The 16,489-nt window shown below is 59.9% G+C and carries 22 protein-coding genes; 13 read left to right on the top strand and 9 right to left on the bottom strand.

What is annotated here, in order from left to right:
- Positions 1-34 precede the first annotated feature (34 nt).
- Genes HYN24_RS14555 through HYN24_RS14535 form a run of 5 tightly spaced genes read left to right on the top strand, consistent with a single transcriptional unit; the run spans position 35 to position 3,734 of the window.
- Positions 35-595: a YqgE/AlgH family protein gene (locus HYN24_RS14555; protein ID WP_117609929.1), complete on the top strand. Its 561-nt coding sequence runs from the start codon at positions 35-37 to the stop codon at positions 593-595.
- A 16-nt stretch (positions 596-611) separates the two neighbouring features.
- A complete protein-coding gene (gene ruvX / locus HYN24_RS14550; RefSeq protein ID WP_117610404.1) occupies positions 612-1,040 on the top strand; it encodes a Holliday junction resolvase RuvX in 429 nt (142 codons plus the stop codon).
- Positions 1,024-1,533: a bifunctional pyr operon transcriptional regulator/uracil phosphoribosyltransferase PyrR gene (gene pyrR / locus HYN24_RS14545; protein ID WP_117609928.1), complete on the top strand. Its 510-nt coding sequence runs from the start codon at positions 1,024-1,026 to the stop codon at positions 1,531-1,533. The genes ruvX and pyrR overlap by 17 nt, the downstream gene beginning before the upstream one ends.
- Positions 1,526-2,485: an aspartate carbamoyltransferase catalytic subunit gene (locus HYN24_RS14540; RefSeq protein WP_117609927.1), complete on the top strand. Its 960-nt coding sequence runs from the start codon at positions 1,526-1,528 to the stop codon at positions 2,483-2,485. Before pyrR ends, HYN24_RS14540 begins: the two co-directional genes overlap by 8 nt.
- Before the next feature lies 1 nt (position 2,486).
- The gene (locus HYN24_RS14535; RefSeq protein ID WP_117609926.1) at positions 2,487-3,734 is read left to right on the top strand and encodes a dihydroorotase; all 1,248 of its coding nucleotides are present in this window, start codon (positions 2,487-2,489) and stop codon (positions 3,732-3,734) included.
- Positions 3,735-3,904: 170 nt separating this feature from the next.
- Here HYN24_RS14535 and HYN24_RS14530 read toward each other — a convergent pair whose 3' ends face one another.
- Entirely contained in the window at positions 3,905-4,213 is a 309-nt protein-coding gene (locus tag HYN24_RS14530; RefSeq protein ID WP_117609925.1) for an NIPSNAP family protein, read from the bottom strand.
- A 253-nt stretch (positions 4,214-4,466) separates the two neighbouring features.
- Between HYN24_RS14530 and HYN24_RS14525 the strand changes: the two genes are divergently transcribed.
- Entirely contained in the window at positions 4,467-5,150 is a 684-nt protein-coding gene (locus tag HYN24_RS14525) for an SDR family NAD(P)-dependent oxidoreductase (protein WP_117609924.1), read from the top strand.
- A 284-nt stretch (positions 5,151-5,434) separates the two neighbouring features.
- On the opposite strand, the gene HYN24_RS14515 is transcribed toward HYN24_RS14525, so the two are convergent.
- Genes HYN24_RS14515 through HYN24_RS14500 form a run of 4 tightly spaced genes read right to left on the bottom strand, consistent with a single transcriptional unit; the run spans position 5,435 to position 7,759 of the window.
- A complete protein-coding gene (locus HYN24_RS14515) occupies positions 5,435-5,731 on the bottom strand; it encodes a DUF167 domain-containing protein (protein WP_117609922.1) in 297 nt (98 codons plus the stop codon).
- Entirely contained in the window at positions 5,728-6,261 is a 534-nt protein-coding gene (locus tag HYN24_RS14510) for a YggT family protein (protein WP_117609921.1), read from the bottom strand. The genes HYN24_RS14515 and HYN24_RS14510 overlap by 4 nt, the downstream gene beginning before the upstream one ends.
- Entirely contained in the window at positions 6,261-7,073 is an 813-nt protein-coding gene (gene proC / locus HYN24_RS14505) for a pyrroline-5-carboxylate reductase (protein ID WP_117609920.1), read from the bottom strand. Before proC ends, HYN24_RS14510 begins: the two co-directional genes overlap by 1 nt.
- Positions 7,070-7,759 carry a YggS family pyridoxal phosphate-dependent enzyme gene (locus HYN24_RS14500; protein ID WP_117609919.1) on the bottom strand — a complete coding sequence of 230 codons (690 nt, stop codon included), beginning with the start codon at positions 7,757-7,759 and terminating at the stop codon, positions 7,070-7,072. Before HYN24_RS14500 ends, proC begins: the two co-directional genes overlap by 4 nt.
- Before the next feature lie 56 nt (positions 7,760-7,815).
- On the opposite strand from HYN24_RS14500, the gene HYN24_RS14495 reads away from it, so the two are divergent.
- The 6 genes from HYN24_RS14495 (at position 7,816) to HYN24_RS14470 (ending at position 13,710) form a co-directional block, all read left to right on the top strand.
- A complete protein-coding gene (locus HYN24_RS14495) occupies positions 7,816-8,859 on the top strand; it encodes a type IV pilus twitching motility protein PilT (protein WP_117609918.1) in 1,044 nt (347 codons plus the stop codon).
- 28 nt (positions 8,860-8,887) lie between these two features.
- Positions 8,888-10,024: a PilT/PilU family type 4a pilus ATPase gene (locus HYN24_RS14490; RefSeq protein ID WP_117609917.1), complete on the top strand. Its 1,137-nt coding sequence runs from the start codon at positions 8,888-8,890 to the stop codon at positions 10,022-10,024.
- Between the two features lie 16 nt (positions 10,025-10,040).
- Positions 10,041-10,727 carry a DUF4197 domain-containing protein gene (locus tag HYN24_RS14485; protein ID WP_205421400.1) on the top strand — a complete coding sequence of 229 codons (687 nt, stop codon included), beginning with the start codon at positions 10,041-10,043 and terminating at the stop codon, positions 10,725-10,727.
- A gap of 50 nt (positions 10,728-10,777) precedes the next feature.
- Entirely contained in the window at positions 10,778-11,095 is a 318-nt protein-coding gene (locus tag HYN24_RS14480; RefSeq protein ID WP_117609916.1) for a hypothetical protein, read from the top strand.
- 118 nt (positions 11,096-11,213) lie between these two features.
- Positions 11,214-13,205, top strand: coding sequence for a UvrD-helicase domain-containing protein (locus HYN24_RS14475; RefSeq protein ID WP_117609915.1), 1,992 nt, complete (start codon positions 11,214-11,216; stop codon positions 13,203-13,205).
- Between the two features lie 139 nt (positions 13,206-13,344).
- On the top strand, positions 13,345-13,710 hold the full coding sequence (locus HYN24_RS14470; protein ID WP_117609914.1) for a hypothetical protein: 366 nt from the start codon (positions 13,345-13,347) through the stop codon (positions 13,708-13,710).
- Positions 13,711-13,834: 124 nt separating this feature from the next.
- Here HYN24_RS14470 and HYN24_RS14465 read toward each other — a convergent pair whose 3' ends face one another.
- The 3 genes from HYN24_RS14465 to mobA all read right to left on the bottom strand — a co-directional run bounded on the left by HYN24_RS14465 (position 13,835) and on the right by mobA (position 15,480).
- Positions 13,835-14,281, bottom strand: a complete 447-nt coding sequence (locus HYN24_RS14465; RefSeq protein WP_117609913.1) for a cytochrome c5 family protein — start codon at positions 14,279-14,281, stop codon at positions 13,835-13,837.
- A gap of 313 nt (positions 14,282-14,594) precedes the next feature.
- Entirely contained in the window at positions 14,595-14,777 is a 183-nt protein-coding gene (locus HYN24_RS14460) for a hypothetical protein (protein ID WP_117609912.1), read from the bottom strand.
- Between the two features lie 106 nt (positions 14,778-14,883).
- On the bottom strand, positions 14,884-15,480 hold the full coding sequence (mobA, locus tag HYN24_RS14455; protein ID WP_117609911.1) for a molybdenum cofactor guanylyltransferase MobA: 597 nt from the start codon (positions 15,478-15,480) through the stop codon (positions 14,884-14,886).
- A gap of 32 nt (positions 15,481-15,512) precedes the next feature.
- Here mobA and pncC point away from each other — a divergent pair, with 32 nt between their 5' ends.
- Positions 15,513-16,013: a nicotinamide-nucleotide amidase gene (gene pncC, locus HYN24_RS14450; protein ID WP_117609910.1), complete on the top strand. Its 501-nt coding sequence runs from the start codon at positions 15,513-15,515 to the stop codon at positions 16,011-16,013.
- A 10-nt stretch (positions 16,014-16,023) separates the two neighbouring features.
- Here the strand turns inward: pncC and HYN24_RS14445 are convergent, their stop codons facing one another.
- Positions 16,024-16,464, bottom strand: a complete 441-nt coding sequence (locus tag HYN24_RS14445) for a DUF302 domain-containing protein (RefSeq protein WP_117609909.1) — start codon at positions 16,462-16,464, stop codon at positions 16,024-16,026.
- Between the last annotated feature and the right edge of the window lie 25 nt (positions 16,465-16,489).

Genomic DNA, 16,489 nt, shown 5'->3' with positions numbered 1-16,489 from the left:
GGTTTGTACCTCCCCGGCGATTAAAATTCCAGCTATGGACAACGTCAACCTGACCGACAACTTCCTGATCGCCATGCCGGCGCTGGAAGACCCGTATTTCGCCAATTCCCTGATCTACATTTGCGAGCACAATGAGAACGGGGCGCTAGGCATTATCGTCAATCGGCCGATTGACATGAATCTGGCTGGCCTGTTCGACAAGATCGACATCAAGCTGACAGCTGAAAATCTGGCTGACCTGCCGGTTTATTTCGGTGGCCCGGTCCAGCTGGATCGGGGCTTTGTCCTGCACCGTCCGGTCGGCAAGTGGCAATCAACCCTGGCCGTCAATGGCGAGGTCGGCCTGACCAGTTCCCGCGATGTACTCAACTCGGTGGCCAGCGGCGGGTTGCCGGGAGAGATCATCGTTACCCTTGGTTATGCCGGCTGGGACGCCGGGCAGCTTGAAGATGAACTGGCCCAGAACTCCTGGCTGACGGTCCCGGCCAAGGCTGACATCCTCTTCGATCTGCCACCTGAAGAGCGCCTGCCGGCCGCCATGCAGAAGCTCGGTATCAGCTTTACGCAACTCTCGGATGTGGCCGGTCACGCATGAACGAATCGGCTTGCTAATGGGCACGGTCCTCGCGTTTGACTTCGGCGAAAAGCGCATTGGTGTCGCCACCGGCGAGACGATGCTCGGTACCGCACATCCATTGACCACCATTCACGCCGAGTCAAATGACGACCGCTTTGCCGCTATCGGCAAGCTGGTCGCCGAATGGCAGCCGGTGCAGCTGGTCGTTGGACTGCCCACCCACGTTGATGGGACCCCACACGAAATGACCCGGCTGGCGACCAAGTTCGCCGAACGACTCAAGCGTCGTTATAACCTGCCAGTCGGCTTTGCCGACGAGCGCCTGACCTCGGTTGATGCCGAAGCACGCCTGCGCGAAACCGGGCGTAACAGTAAAACTGCCAAGCCGCTGCTCGATGCGGTCGCGGCCCAACTCATCCTTCAAACCTGGTTCGAAAGCCCGCACCATGTCACCCCTGCCTGATTCCCTGCCCGATGCCGAGGCGCAATGTCGCCAGCTGGCCGACCTGATTCGCCCGCAACTTGCCAACCAGCCCGCTCTGGTCGGCATCTACAGCGGTGGCGCATGGATCGCCGAGCGCTTGCGCGAACTGCTCAATCTGCCGGAAGAGATCGGCCTGATCGACGTTTCCTTCTATCGCGACGACTTCGCCGAAAAAGGCCTGCACCCACAGTGCAAGCCGACCGTGATCCCCTTCGACGTCGAAGGTCGTCACCTGATTCTGGTCGATGATGTCCTCTACACCGGGCGGACGACGCGGGCGGCAATCAACGAACTGTTCGACTATGGTCGTCCGGCCTCCGTCGAGCTGGCCGTGCTGGCCGACCGGGGTGGCCGCGAGCTGCCGGTGGCGGCAACCTATGGTGTGTGGGATGTTGAACTGAGCGATGGTCAGAACCTTGTGCTCGGCAAACAGGACAATGGCCAACTCGCCTGGAGACTTGAACATGCATAACCCGCAGTTGAACAAGGACGGCGAACTGACCCACCTGCTGTCGATTGAAGGCCTGCCGCAGCGCATCCTGACGCAGATACTCGATACCGCCGCGTCCTTCATGGAGGTCTCGGCCCGCGATGTGAAGAAAGTGCCCCTGCTGCGTGGCAAGAGCGTCTTCAACCTGTTTTTCGAGAACTCGACGCGTACCCGCACCACCTTTGAAATCGCCGCCAAGCGTTTGAGCGCCGACGTCATCAACCTCGACATCAACAAGTCATCGACGGCCAAGGGTGAAACCCTGCTCGACACCATCGACAACCTGGTCGCCATGCACGCCAACCTCTTTGTCGTGCGCCACGCCTCAAGCGGTGCCCCCTACCTGATCGCCGAGCACCTCCAGCGCATCGGCCGCGACGATGTCCATGTCGTCAATGCCGGCGACGGACGGCACGCCCACCCGACCCAGGGCCTGCTCGATATGTACACCATCCGGCACTACAAGAAGGACTTCACGCAGCTGCGCGTCGCCATCGTCGGCGACATCCTGCATTCGCGCGTTGCCCGTTCCGATATCCATGCCCTGACCACGCTGGGTGTCCCGGAAGTCCGCGCCATTGGGCCGGAAACCCTGTTGCCCAAGCATCTCGACAAGCTCGGTGTGCATGTCTTCCACGACATGAACGAAGGCCTCAAGGATGTCGATGTGGTCATCATGCTGCGCCTTCAGAACGAGCGCATGACCGGGGCGCTGCTGCCTTCGGCCGGCGAGTACTTTCGCCATTACGGCCTGACGCCGCAAAAACTGGCGCTGGCCAAGCCGGACGCCATCGTGATGCATCCGGGGCCGATGAATCGCGGCGTTGAAATCCATTCGGCCGTCGCCGACGGACCACAGGCCGTGATCCTGCCCCAGGTTACCTTCGGCATCGCGGTGCGCATGGCCGTCATGAGCATTGTTGCGGGGAATTGAAATGAACATTGAAATCAAGAACGGCCGCCTGATTGACCCGAAAAATGGCGTAGACCGTAACGCCTCGCTCTACATCGCCCATGGCAAGGTAGCCGGTTTGGGCGAAGCGCCGGCCGGCTTCGTCGCCGAACAGACGATAGACGCCACTGACTGTGTCGTCTGTCCCGGCCTGATTGACCTCGGTGCCCGTCTCAACTCCATCGAGGCCGAACTCGCTGCCGCCGTTGCTGGCGGGGTCACCTCGGTGGTCGTTCCGCCCGACGCCGATCCTCCGCTCGACGAGCCGGAACTGGCCGACCGTTTGGTCCATCGCGGCGCTGAAATCGGCAAGGCCCGTGTTCTGCCACTCGGTGCGTTGACCCTTGGTTTGCAGGGCGAACGACTGGCTGAACTGGCTGGCTTGAAGAAAGCCGGCTGCGTGGCTTTCTCGCAGGCCAACCGGACCGTTGTCGATACTGAAGCCCTGCTCCGCGCCATGGAGTACGCCACTACCTTCGGCTTCGCCATCTGGCTGCAGCCGCAGGATTACTGGCTGTCGCGCAATGGCATCGCGCATGAAGGTGAAGTCTCCAGCCGCCTCGGCCTCGCCGGCATCCCGGTCGCCGCCGAAACCATCGCCATCGGCACTGTCGTTCAACTGGTGCGCGATACCGGCTGTCGCGTCCATCTCACCCGACTCTCCTCGGCGGCCGGCGTGGCGCTCGTCCAGCGGGCGCAGGCGGAAGGCCTGCCGGTCACTTTCGACATCGGCGTTCATCACCTGCTGCTGACCGAAAACGACATCGGCTACTTCAATCCACATGCCCGTTTCAGCCCACCGCTCCGCGCCCAAAGTGACCGTCAGGCGCTCTCCAACGCCGCCGCAGCGGGGCTCGCCGCCATTTGCTCTGACCACACCCCGGTCGGTGCCGACGACAAGCTCTTGCCTTTCGGCGAAGCCAAGCCGGGATCAACCGGCCTTGAAGTCCTCCTGCCGCTCACCCTGAAATGGGCCGAGGCCGCCGGCGTCAGCCTGCCCGACGCCCTGGCCCGCATCACCTCGGCACCGGCCGAAGTGCTTGGTCTGCCCAGTGGCCAGTTGGCAATCGGTGCCGTCGCTGACCTTTGCATCTTCGATCCGGCAGCCATCTGGCAATTGACACCGGAAGCCTTGAAAAGCCGTGGCAAGAATTCGCCGTGGCTTGGCTACCTGCTGACTGGCCAGGTGAAGACCACGCTGGTCGGTGGACGGGTCGTCTATCAGGCTTAAGCCCTTTTTCCTGGTCGCAGGTTTCTACTAAAAGCGGTGGGTTATCCCACCGCTTTCTTTTGGGGATTACGGCGGCGAATCATCACTGACGGGCAGGAGTCGCAATTCGTCCTTGCCGAATTTTGGCTACTCCGCGCGCGCCGCGAAGCCGTCATGGCTTGAATGAGTCGTTAGCGCTCGAATATTGGGCGGAAGAAGCTGCGTTCATAGCTGATGATGCAGCGAGTGTCCTCCGCATACTTGAAGGCAGCTTGACACTCTGGGTCTTGGAGTGACTTGGTACGGTACTCCTCATAGAGCGCCATGCTGGGAAACGTAAACATTGCCAGCGCGACATTATTTGCGCCCTCGGATGGCAAAAAGTACCCGTGATGTTTGCCGCCAAATTTTTCGACGAGGGGAATCCAGAGCCTGCCGTAATGCTCAAATTCTTTGAGCTTGAACGGGTCGATGATGTATCGCAGGTGGCAGGTAAACATTCTGTCTCTATTCAGTGGGGTCGAGAGGGTGGCAATATCGTACTGACCTGTGCAGTTTGGACCGACGGGATCTTGCTTATCGATTGTGGGACCGGTAGTACCCCAAGGGCGTTCGCTGACAGATTGATGACGGTATGTTGCAGATGCATTGTTGGAGATGTCTTGTAGTATTGATCAGTATCCAGCCAACGACTGAACGCTCAAGATCCAATTCAAATTTAGACCATAAAATCAATTACATTCGGAGATTAGCATGAAAGATATTTCACTCAGCGGCAAACGGGTTCTCATTACACAAGCAGACGATTTCATGGGGCCGGCCTTGTGTAAAACCTTCAAGGCTTTTGGTGCAGAGGTGTTGGCGGACCGAACGCCATTAATTTTCCCCGGGAATCCCTCCCGTGTCGTGGCCGATAACGGACATATTGATGCAATGGTCCTCAATCTTGCCATTCCCGCCCCCAACACGTTGGCACATCAGGTTGAATCGGATGAATGGGCGGCTGTTTTTGCTGCGCTGGTGCACCCCATGCAAGCGATGATCAAGGCGGTACTGCCCCAAATGATTGAACGAAATTCTGGAAAGATTTTGTTGATGGGTAGCGCTGCCGCATTGCGGGGAATGTCAAATCGCTCCAGCTATGCTGCGGCGCGTGGCGCACAACTCGCCTACATTCAAGCGGTGGGTGTGGAGGTGGCCGCCCACAAGATTCAGGTCAACGCGATCGCTCAGAATTTTGTTGAAAACTCTACCTACTTTCCTCCCGAGGTACAGGCCCAGCCTGCCTTTAAGGAGCGCATAAAATATCAGGTCCCCTTAGGACGTCTCGTTAGTGCCGATGAGGACAGTGCATTTGCTGCCTATCTGTGCAGTCCCGCTGCCGATTGTTTTGTCGGCCAAGTGTTCCCTGTTTGCGGAGGCTGGGTAACTCGCTAATTAACGCGCCCCGTGAATTTCCAAAAATCGCGCTGGTGGACTTTCTTGTTGACCGGGTAAATTGCCGCTTAAGGAATCGTCAGGTTGATCGGCAGGTAATCGATGTTCAGCTGCCGGGCTCGGGCCAACTGCTCAAAGCGGGGATTGGCCCAGGGCTTGTCGAACAGAAATTGGCTTGTCCGTCTGCTCTGCTCAGCTAGCAGTCCATGGGAGCCTGAATTGAAAAAAAGTCTGAATTGGGCGCGAACCTGCCACAAGCCCAAGCCGGAACGATGTGCCGGGAATTAATTCGTAGTGCCAAATGCTTGAATCGCCGACAGGGGCGCTCCCTGTATCTCCAGTACCTTGCGCCGCGAGGTCTGGCCGCTCTTCAGGCTGACCGCTGATTTGGCAAGTTTCAGCGTATCGGCAACGAATCTGATCAGTGCCTCGTTGGCTTTGCCATCGACCGGCGGCGCGGCAAGGCGGATTTTCAGTGCGTCGCCGTGCAGCCCGGCAAATTCGGTCTTTTTGGCACCGGGCTGGATGTGCAGGGTCAGCGTGATGCGGCCATCAGCGGCCTGCCGGAACCATTCGCTCACAGGAACATGAGCGCCGTTTGCAGGAGCAGGATGGCGACCAGAGGGGACAGGTCGATGCCGGAAATGGTCGGAATGATGCGGCGAATGGGATCGAGCATCGGGCGAGTCAACTGGTAGGCGGGGGCCGACAGCGGCGAGTAGGGATTGACCCAGGACAGCACGGCCTGCAGGATCAGTGCGCCGATCAGGATGTAGACGGCAAGGCGCAACAGGGCGCGGCCGGCCATGAGCAGAACCATCGGCGCGGCACCGCCCAGATCAATCTCACCGAAGCGCGTCGCTGCGCCGATGATGATGCCGGCGAAGAGGAGTTCTACGGCGAGTGCGGCGATCAGGCTGGCCCAGTCGTAGCCGCCAAGGCCGGGGATGACGCGGCGTAGCGGCTTGACGGCCCAGTTGGTCAGTTTGACGACGAAATCACCGATCTGCCCGGCAAACGAAACGCGCGTCGCCTGCATCATGAAACGCAGCAGGAAAAGCGTGGCGAAGAAGCTGGCGACGGCGTCGAGCAGGAAGACGATGGCTTGCATCAGTCGGCTCCGAGGATCTTGCCAAGTTCCTTGCCGCGGGCGGCGGCGGCGTGGCAACCGGCGACAATGCCGTCCTTGACACCGCGTTCGGCCATGATGCGCAGGGCGGCTTCGGTGGTGCCGCCTTTGGAAGTGACCCGTTCGCGGAGGATGGCGGCAGGTTCCGTCGACTGGGCAGCCAGACCGGCGGCACCCTGAACCGTTTCGATGGCCAGCTGGCGACCATGCTCCGGTGTGAAACCGAGTTCGGCCGCGGCTTGTTGCAGCGCTTCGATAAAGAGGAAGACGTAGGCCGGGCCGCTGCCTGAAATGGCAGTAACGCCATCGATTCTGGCTTCGTCTTCGATCCATACCGTGGTGCCGACGGCACGCAGAACACGGTCGGCGGCGGCGCGTTGGTCAGCGCTTACTTCTGGCAGGGCGCAGAGCCCGGTGATGCCGGCGCCAATCAGCGCGGGCGTGTTGGGCATGCACCGGACAATCTGGCGATGGCCGCCCAGCCAGCGCGACAGCGCGGCCATGTCGAGCCCGGCGGCGATGCTGATGACAACCGCCGAGCCCAGCTTGCCAACGAGCGGCGCGACAGCTTCCTTCATTTGCTGCGGCTTGACGGCGAGGACCAGGATGTCCGGCGAGGACGGCGCGCTGGTGGCGTTTTCGTGGCAAACCACCGCATATGAAGCCACCAGCTTGGCGCGGGCGTCGGCGTAAGGCTCGATGACTTCAATGTCGCTGGCGGCGAATCCTTGCTTGAGCATGCCGCCGATCAGGGCGTTGGCCATGTTGCCGCCGCCGAGGAAAACGATTTTCATGAGTAATTTCTTTCACCAAAAATGGCCGTACCGATGCGGACGATAGTCGCGCCTTCGGCGATGGCGGCTTCAAGATCGTGGGACATGCCCATGGACAAGGTATCGAGCGGCAAACCTGCCGCCCTGATGTTTTCAAATAGTTCACGCACCTGACGAAACGGGGCGCGCTGGGCAGCCGGGTCATCGGTTGGTTCGGGGATGGCCATCAGTCCGCGTAGCTGGAGGCCGGGCAGAGCGGCGACGGCCTGGCACAGGGCCCGGGCATCGGCCGGAGCACAACCGCTCTTGCTGGCCTCGCCGGAGACATTGACCTGAACGCACACCTGCATCGGCGGCAGATGGGTGGGACGTTGCGCCGACAAGCGTTCGGCAATTTTCAGGCGGTCAATGGAATGGACCCAGTCGAAGTGTTCGGCGACGAGGCGCGACTTGTTGCTTTGCAGCGGGCCGATGAAATGCCAGTCCAGATGGCGACCGGCCAATGCTGTTTGCTTGTCGACGCCTTCCTGCACGTAGTTTTCGCCAAAGGCGGACTGGCCGGCATCGGCCGCGTCAATGACACTGGGTAGCGGCCAGGTTTTGCTGACGGCCAACAGGCGGATACTTTCCGGCGAACGACCGGCGAGAACCGCAGCGTCGCGAATACGGGCCTGGACAGCTTGCAGGTTGTCGGCGATTGCGCTCATAATCCATTGGGAATTTACAACAAACCAAGTATACACGCGCTCCGAGGACGATCCGAATGGACATCACCGAACTGCTGGCTTTCAGCGTCAAGAACAAGGCCTCCGATCTCCACCTGTCATCCGGCCTGCCGCCGATGATCCGTGTGCATGGCGACGTCCGGCGCATCAACCTGCCGGCCATGGAACACAAGGATGTTCATGGCATGGTCTATGACATCATGAACGATGGCCAGCGCAAGATTTATGAAGAGACGCTGGAATGCGACTTCTCGTTTGAAATCCCCAACCTGGCCCGTTTCCGGGTTAATGCCTTCAATCAGCACCGTGGTGCTGGCGCCGTGTTCCGGACCATTCCGTCCAAAGTGCTGACGCTCGAGGAATTGAACGCGCCGAAGATTTTCCAGGAAATTTCCGAGTATCCGCGCGGCATCGTGCTGGTCACCGGGCCGACCGGTTCGGGCAAGTCGACGACGCTGGCCGGCATGGTCAATCACGTAAACGAAAACGATTACGGCCATATCCTGACCGTCGAAGACCCGATCGAATTCGTCCATGAATCGAAAAAGTGCCTGATCAACCAGCGCGAAGTCGGGCCGCATACCCTGTCCTTCTCGAACGCTCTGCGTTCGGCCCTGCGTGAGGATCCGGACGTCATCCTGGTCGGTGAAATGCGTGACCTGGAAACCATCCGTCTGGCACTGACCGCAGCCGAAACCGGCCACCTCGTGTTCGGCACGCTGCACACCTCTTCAGCCGCCAAGACGGTGGACCGTATCGTTGACGTTTTCCCGGCGGCGGAAAAGGAGATGGTTCGTTCGATGCTCTCTGAGTCGCTGCGCGCCGTTATCTCGCAGACGCTGCTCAAGACCAAGGACGGCAGCGGCCGCGTCGCCGCGCACGAAATCATGATCGGCACCCCGGCCATCCGCAACCTCATTCGCGAGAACAAGGTGGCCCAGATGTATTCGGCAATCCAGACCGGTCAGAACTTCGGCATGCAGACGCTGGACCAGAACCTCATCGATCTGGTGCGACGCAATGTGGTGTCGAGTGCCGAAGCGAAATTCAAGGCAGCCAACAAGGACGCCTTCCCGGCTTGATCGGGGATAGACAGGACAGAGAGAAATTATGGAACGCGATCAGGCAATGAAATTCATGCACGATCTTCTGCGCCTGATGTCGCAGAAGAAAGGCTCGGACCTCTTTATCACCGCCGGATTTCCCCCGGCCATCAAAATCGATGGCAAGGTGACACCGGTTTCCAATCAGGTGCTGACGCCGCAACACACTGCCGAATTGGCGCGGGCGCTGATGAACGACCGGCAGGCCGCCGAGTTCGAGGCGACCAAGGAATGCAACTTCGCCATTTCGCCGGCCGGTATTGGCCGTTTCCGCGTCAATACGCTGGTCCAGCAGGGGCGCGTCGGGGTTGTCTGCCGCACCATCAACATGACCATCCCGACCCTCGATGAACTGCTACTGCCTCCGGTGCTCAAGGATCTGGCGATGACCAAGCGTGGCCTGATCATCTTCGTCGGTGGCACCGGTACTGGCAAGACGACCTCGCTGGCTGCCCTGGTCGATTACCGCAACGAAAATTCCTACGGGCACATCATCACCATCGAAGACCCGATCGAATACGTGCACGAGCACAAGAACTGTATCGTCACGCAGCGCGAAGTCGGCGTTGATACCGATGACTGGGGCCCGGCCCTCAAGAACACCCTGCGTCAGGCACCGGATGTCATCCTGATGGGCGAAATCCGCGACCGCAACACCATGGATTACGCCATCGCCTTTGCCGAAACCGGCCATCTCTGTCTGGCGACGTTGCATGCCAACAGTGCCAACCAGGCCATTGACCGGATCGTCAACTTCTTCCCGGAAGAGCGTCGCCAGCAATTGCTCATGGACCTCTCCCTCAATCTGCGTGCCATGGTGTCGCAGCGCCTGATTCCGAAGAAGGATGGCAAGGGCCGCATGGCCGCCATCGAAGTGCTGCTCAATTCGCCGCTGATTTCGGACCTCATCTTCAAGGGCGAGGTGCACGAGATCAAGGAGATCATGAAGAAATCGCGCGAACTCGGTATGCAGACCTTCGACCAGGCGCTCTTCGACCTCTACGAGGCAGGCAAGATCACCTACGAAGATGCCTTGCGCAATGCCGACTCGCTGAATGACCTGCGCCTGCAGATCAAGCTCTATGGCAAGGAATCGAAGGACCGGGATCTGTCGACCGGCATCGGTCACCTCGATATCGTCTGATTACCCGGAGAAACCCATGCGCCGACTGCTCAAGCCAGCTTTTGCCCTGTTTTTTGCCCTGACTGCCGGAATGGCCCAGGCGGGTGGGCTCGACGCCATCTCCAGTGGTGATGCCAGTGCCGGGGTCAAGGAGGCGCTGGCCAAGGGGGCCGATTACGCCGTGTCCTCGCTCGGCAAGAGCGGCGGTTTTCTCGGCAACGACAAGGTAAAGATCAAGCTGCCCGGATATCTGGATAAGGCCGAGTCGGCCCTGCGTATGTTCGGCATGGGCAAGCAGGCTGACCAATTGGTTGAAACCATGAACCATGCCGCCGAAAACGCCGTGGCCCAAGCCAAGCCTATCCTCACCGAGTCGATCAAAAAGATGAGCGTCAAGGATGCCAAGGATATTCTGACCGGCGGAGAGGACAGCGTCACTCAGTATTTCAAGCGGAGCTCGACCGAGCAGCTGACCGCCAAATTCATGCCCATCGTCAAGAAGGAAACCGGCAAGCTGCAACTGGCTGATCAGTACAACAAGTTTGCCGGCAAGGCCGCCAGCGCCGGTCTGGTTGATCAGAAGAATGCTGATGTCGATAGCTATGTCACGCAGAAGGCGATGGACGGGCTGTTCCTGATGATTGCCGAAGAAGAAAAGAAACTGCGGGCCAACCCCCTCGGGGCGGGCAGCGAGTTGCTCAAGAACGTCTTCGGGGCCCTCTGACCTAAAGTCGGGCACTTGCCATGTCGTAGTAGAGGGCAAGGAGCCCTCGCATGAAAGTTGACCGCCTCGCCAGCACGACCCCGCGCCAGCCCTCGGAATCGACCGAGCGTAAGGCGGCTGTCGCCAGCGAACGGATCAACCCGGTCGTGGCGCTCGATGGTGTCGAAAGTGACCGTGGGCGCAGCCTGCAGCAGGAACTGGCCGAAATCGATCCAGGTGCCATCGGCGATTTTCATGGGGCTGAACAGGTCATGCAGGGGGCGCGCGATGTCGCGTCTCAACTGGTTGCCATGGGTTCGGCGGTCGATGGTCTGATCAAGCCAGCCGGCCTCAAAATGGGCCACCGGGGTATCGACGACAGTGCCTGAAATGGGATTTGAATCCGGTTGCTAAAAGGCTGATTTCCACCACCGAAGGGCTGGGTTAAAATCGACCCACCAAACCAATGCGCCCCGCTTTGCCGGGGCGCTGCTTTTTCCAGAGTACATGTCCGGCCTTAATCAACCCCAGCGCGAAGCGATCCACTACCTCGACGGCCCCCTCCTCGTGCTGGCCGGTGCCGGCTCGGGCAAGACGCGGGTGATCACCCAGAAAATCGCCTATCTGGTCCAGGATTGCGGCTTCCAGCCGCGAAATATCGCCGCTATTACCTTTACCAACAAGGCGGCAAAGGAAATGCAGGAGCGCATCGGCAAGCTGCTGTCCAAGCAGCAGGCAGAAGAGTTGCAGATTTCCACCTTCCACTCCCTCGGTGTGCGCATCCTGCGCGAGGAGGCCAGGGCCCTTGGTTACAAGCCGCGATTTTCGATTTTCGATTCGGCCGATTGCGCCGGTATCATCGGCGACATCGCCAAGACGGTGGACAAGGGGACGCTACGCCGCCTGCAATCGATTATCTCGAACTGGAAGAATGCCCTGGTCACGCCCGAGGCGGCGCGCCAGCTGACCACCAACGAGCATGAGGCGCTGGCGGCCCAGGCTTACCTGTCCTACGAAGCGACGCTGAAAGCGTATCAGGCGATGGATTTCGACGACCTGATCGGCCTTCCGGTCGTCCTCTTCCAGCAGCATCCCGAGATCCGCGAGAAGTGGCAGAACCGCCTGCGCTACCTGCTGGTCGACGAATATCAGGATACCAACGCCTGCCAGTACCAGCTGCTAAAGCTGTTGACCGGTGTCCGTGCCCAATTCACGGCAGTGGGCGACGACGATCAGGCGATCTATGGCTGGCGCGGTGCCGATATCGACAATCTGAAAAAGCTGCCGGCCGAATTTCCGTCGCTCAAGGTCATCAAGCTCGAACAGAACTACCGGTCGACGGTACGCATCCTCAAGGCCGCCAACAACGTCATCTCGCACAACGAAAAGCTGTTCGACAAGAAACTGTGGTCCGATCTCGGCGAGGGCGAGCAGATTTCTGTCTCTGCCTGCCGCGACAACGAAGCCGAGGCCGAAGGCGTGGTCATGAAACTGCAGGCGCACCGCTTCGAGCGGCGCGGCAAGTTCAAGGACTACGCCATTCTCTATCGCTCGAACCATCTGGCCCGCCTGCTCGAAACGCAACTGCGCAACCACAAGATTCCCTACCTGCTGTCGGGCGGCCAGTCCTTTTTCGATAAGGCAGAAATCAAGGACATCATTTCCTACCTGCGTTTGCTTACCAACGAGGACGACGATCCGGCCTTCATTCGAGCCGCTACCACCCCCAAGCGCGGGATCGGGGCGGCGACGCTACAGGTACTCGGTACCTATGCCGGTGAACGCCATATCTCGCTCTTCCATGCTGCTTTCGAGGAGGGCTTTGCGCACCGCGTACAGCCGCGCCAGCTCGAGCCGCTGCTCGAGTTCTGCCAGTTCATCAATCGCCTGCAGCACCGGGCAGCCAACGAGCCTGCACAACAGGTGATTCCCGACCTGCTCAAGGCCATCGACTACGAAACCTACCTTTACGACCATGAGGAAGAGCGCACTGCCCAGACGCGCTGGGGCAATGTCTGCGAATTTTCAGAATGGCTGAAAAAGCGGGGTGAGGAAGACGGTAAGACACTGATCGACCTGACCCAGAGCATCGCCCTGATCAACATGCTCGACAAGCAGAATGACGAGGACTATGACGCCGTGCAGCTGTCGACCCTCCATGCAGCGAAGGGCCTGGAGTATCGGCACGTTTTCCTGGTTGGTGTCGAGGAAGGCATCCTGCCTCACCGCGAGTCGCTCGATCCGGTCAAGCTGCAAGAGGAGCGCCGCCTGATGTATGTCGGCATCACGCGTGCCCAGCATTCGCTCCACCTCTCCTACTGCGAGCGGCGCAAGCAGGCGCGCGAGTTCATGCCGGCCGAACCGTCGCGTTTCATCGACGAAATGGGCAAGGAAGACATCCGCTTCTCCGGCGGCAAGCAAGCGGCGGAGCCGGACAAGGCGACCGGTAGTGCCCGGCTTGACGCGATGAAGGCGATGCTGGCCCGCAACAAAGGCTAACAGCCGCGTTACGCCGCGTTACAGCGGGTTACTTTTCTGATGACATCCGGGCGGTGATCGGCCGCGTTATTCGCTACAAGGCAGCGCAATTTCGCAAAGCCGGATCAAAAAACCGAATTAATAAACCTGGAGAATCAAAATGACCAAACAACTCATCGCCATCATCCTTGCCACCGCCTTTGGTGTTGCCCACGCTGCTGACGTCAAGCCCGCTGCTGCTGATGTGAAAGCGGCAACTGCTCCGGTCGCCGCCACCGTCAAGGCCGAAGCGCCGAAGGCTGGCGAAGCCGTGAAAGCACCGGTTGCTGCGGCCAAAGCCGAAGCCCCGAAAGTGGCTGAAGCCGTCAAGGCAGCTGAAGCCAAGCCGGCCGTTGCCGCCCCGGAGGTGAAGAAGGACGAAGCGAAGGCTGCTGCCAAGCCCGTCGCCAAGGCCAAGAAGGCCAAGAAAGCCGCCAAGCCGGTTGCTCCTGCCGCTACGCCGGCTGCTGAACCGGCCAAGAAGTGAGGATTGTGCAGGACGTCAGACGCAGCCCTCCAAAAGCTGTGCTGGCCGGGGTGCCCATGGGGCACCCTTTTTTACGTCAACGAAAAAGGGAGGCCGTAGCCTCCCCTGATGTGGGCGATGAAATTTACTTCGCCTTGCTCATCACGTATTCGACGGCGTTCTTGACTTCGACGTCGGAGAGCGTCGCGCCACCCTTCGCCGGCATGGCATTCTTGCCATTGGTCACGCTCTTGATCAGCGCTTCCTTGCCGGTTGCCAGGCGCGGTGCCCAGGCAGCCTTGTCATCGATCTTCGGGGCACCGGCGGCACCGGTGTTATGGCAGGCGCCACAGACCGTGTTGTAAATCGTTGCGCCATCGCGAGGGCCGCTGGCAGCGGGCGCTTCGGCCTTGCTCAGTTCAAACTTGGCGACCGGCTGAATGCGGACGTCGGCTTCGTCAGCACCCTTGCTGTTGTCGGCGGCAGAGCCGGCCGTCTTGTTGGCAGTCAGCGGGTAGATGATCGCAATCAGGATGGCGGCGACGACGATCGTCACCCACATGATGCTCTTGGAAGAGTGTTGCTCGGCCATGCTAAAGACCCCAGTGCAATGAATAGAAAGCGTAATTATAACGATGTGGCGCGTTGCCTGAGCAAAAAAAACCCCGCCAGAGGCGGGGTGGAAATTCTCGAAAGGGGGAATTTCGAGAGGAGGGGTTCAATGCACAACTGCAGTGTAAGGGTCCATCGGCTCAAAGTCTGTCGTGCTTTCGTAGCCTTGTGTAACGAAATGTGGCTGTCGCAGATTGTGCAATGCACAAATTTGTTTTCGGGCGTAAAAAAAGCACGGACAAGCCCTTTTGGGCGAGCCGTGCTGATTCATGGTCAGCCGGGTGTCGTGGGCTTCAGCTCTCGATGCGGCAGATCTCGACGGCGCTTTTTGGCACCTGGTAATCGGTTGCCAGCTGGTGCATTGCCGTGTCTTCAATGGCTTGGCCTTCGCTGACGACGAAATGGCGGGCGCCGGTGTAGTCCTGCGGGATGCCGGCCCGGTCCTGGGTGATACGGTAATGAATCTTGACGTTCATGGCTGTTCTCGATTTATGGAAATTATTGTTCCTGCGAGCTAAGTATAGCCTTAAATTGCTGCGGTGCAATATGCGTTTTCGTCAAGTCGTTGCGATCCCGTCGTGTTCAGTGTCCAGCAAGGTCGTCGAGGGTGTTGAAGTTGCCAAAGGCATCGCCCTGATCCGAAAAATCGACTTCGATGGCGCCCATGGCCGCACACCATGCCGCCACCCGGCGGCCACCACCCTCCAGATAGGCGGTCAGTTGTGGCAGGAGGGAGCGGTGGCAGAGGCAGAAGACCGGGTGAATACGCTCTGCTGTCCTGGCGATGGCCAGATTGGCCGGCCCAGCCCGCAAGGCTTGGTATAGCCGGTCAACGAGATCGTATGGCAGGTCCGGTGAGTCGCAGGGGGCGGTAACGACCAGGGGGGTATGGGCAGTGCTCAAGGCTGCATGCAGGCCGGCCAGCGGTCCGGCAAAGCCGCTGATGTGGTCAGCGACCAGTGGGTAGCCAAAGGTGGCGTAAGTGCTTTGGTTGCGGTTGGCGTTTATCATCAGCCGCGCCACCTGTGGTGCGAGTCGCGCCGCGACATGGCAGACCAGTGCTTTGCCATGATGCAGCTGCAAGCCCTTGTCGGCGCCACCCATGCGGGTGCCAAGTCCGCCGGCCAGGATGATCCCGGTGATGGCATCTTCGGGAGGGCGGGAAAGCGTGGTGGGCATTTGTCTTGGGTCGCGTGCTAGGATTGACCATTATGTCCGAACTGGAAAAACTTGCCGAACGACTGGGCCGCCTGCTTCTTGAGCGAGGCGAGTGGCTGGCCGCGGCTGAATCATGTACCGGTGGCTGGCTGGCCCAGTCGGTGACGGCTATTGCCGGCAGTTCGGCCTGGTTCGACCGGGGCTTCGTGACCTATTCCAATGCGGCCAAGGTCGACATGTTGGGCATTGCCGAAAATACGCTGGAGCGCCACGGGGCGGTTTCGGAAGCGGTGGCGCGGGCGATGGCGCAGGGGGCGCTGGCGCATAGCCGGGCCGACTGGTCGGTGGCGATTACCGGTATTGCCGGGCCGAGTGGGGGTTCGCCGGAAAAGCCGGTGGGTACGGTGTGTTTTGCCTGGGCATGGACAGATGGCGGCTGCGAGGCGCAGACCTGTCATTTCGGGGGTGACCGGTCAGCGGTGCGTGAGCAGTCGGTGCGCCATGCCCTGAGTGGCTTGCTTGAGCGTTTGGGCTCGGCAACCTGTCTGGCTTGAGGCGGTGGCTTTACTGCCCGGCTTCGCCGGCGATTTCCTCGAGCAGGCTGGCAGCCATTGCGGCGGCGTTGCCGCGCGGTTGCCGATAGCTCACCCAGGTTGTGGCTGTCTCATCCGGTAGCGTGTAGATGGAGATGGCGAAGGGGCAGAGCGGGATGTTGTGCGGGTCCAGTTCCATCATTTTTCGCGACAGTCCGGCCGAGCAGAATTCGATGATTTCGGCCTGTGCGTATATCTTGCGCGTGGCACCCAGGTCGGCCCCGGTGCGGTCGAGCATATCAGACATGTGCGAGATGTAATTGATGACCAATCCGCGGTTTTCGATGGCCATGACGACGGCGTCGCGCGTATCGCTAAAATTGTTGGCAACCTTCCTTTTGACGACCCATTCTTCAGCCTGCCCCGTCGTGGCGATCAGCATGAAGCAAAGCAGTGGTAGGAGGTGGCGCATGGTAGATCCCGGTTTGGCCGATAGC

The organism is Dechloromonas sp. HYN0024, from assembly GCF_003441615.1.
Lineage (GTDB): Bacteria > Pseudomonadota > Gammaproteobacteria > Burkholderiales > Rhodocyclaceae > Azonexus.
Note: the sequence above shows the minus strand (reverse complement) of the source record. Positions and strands in the feature narration are given on the sequence as shown.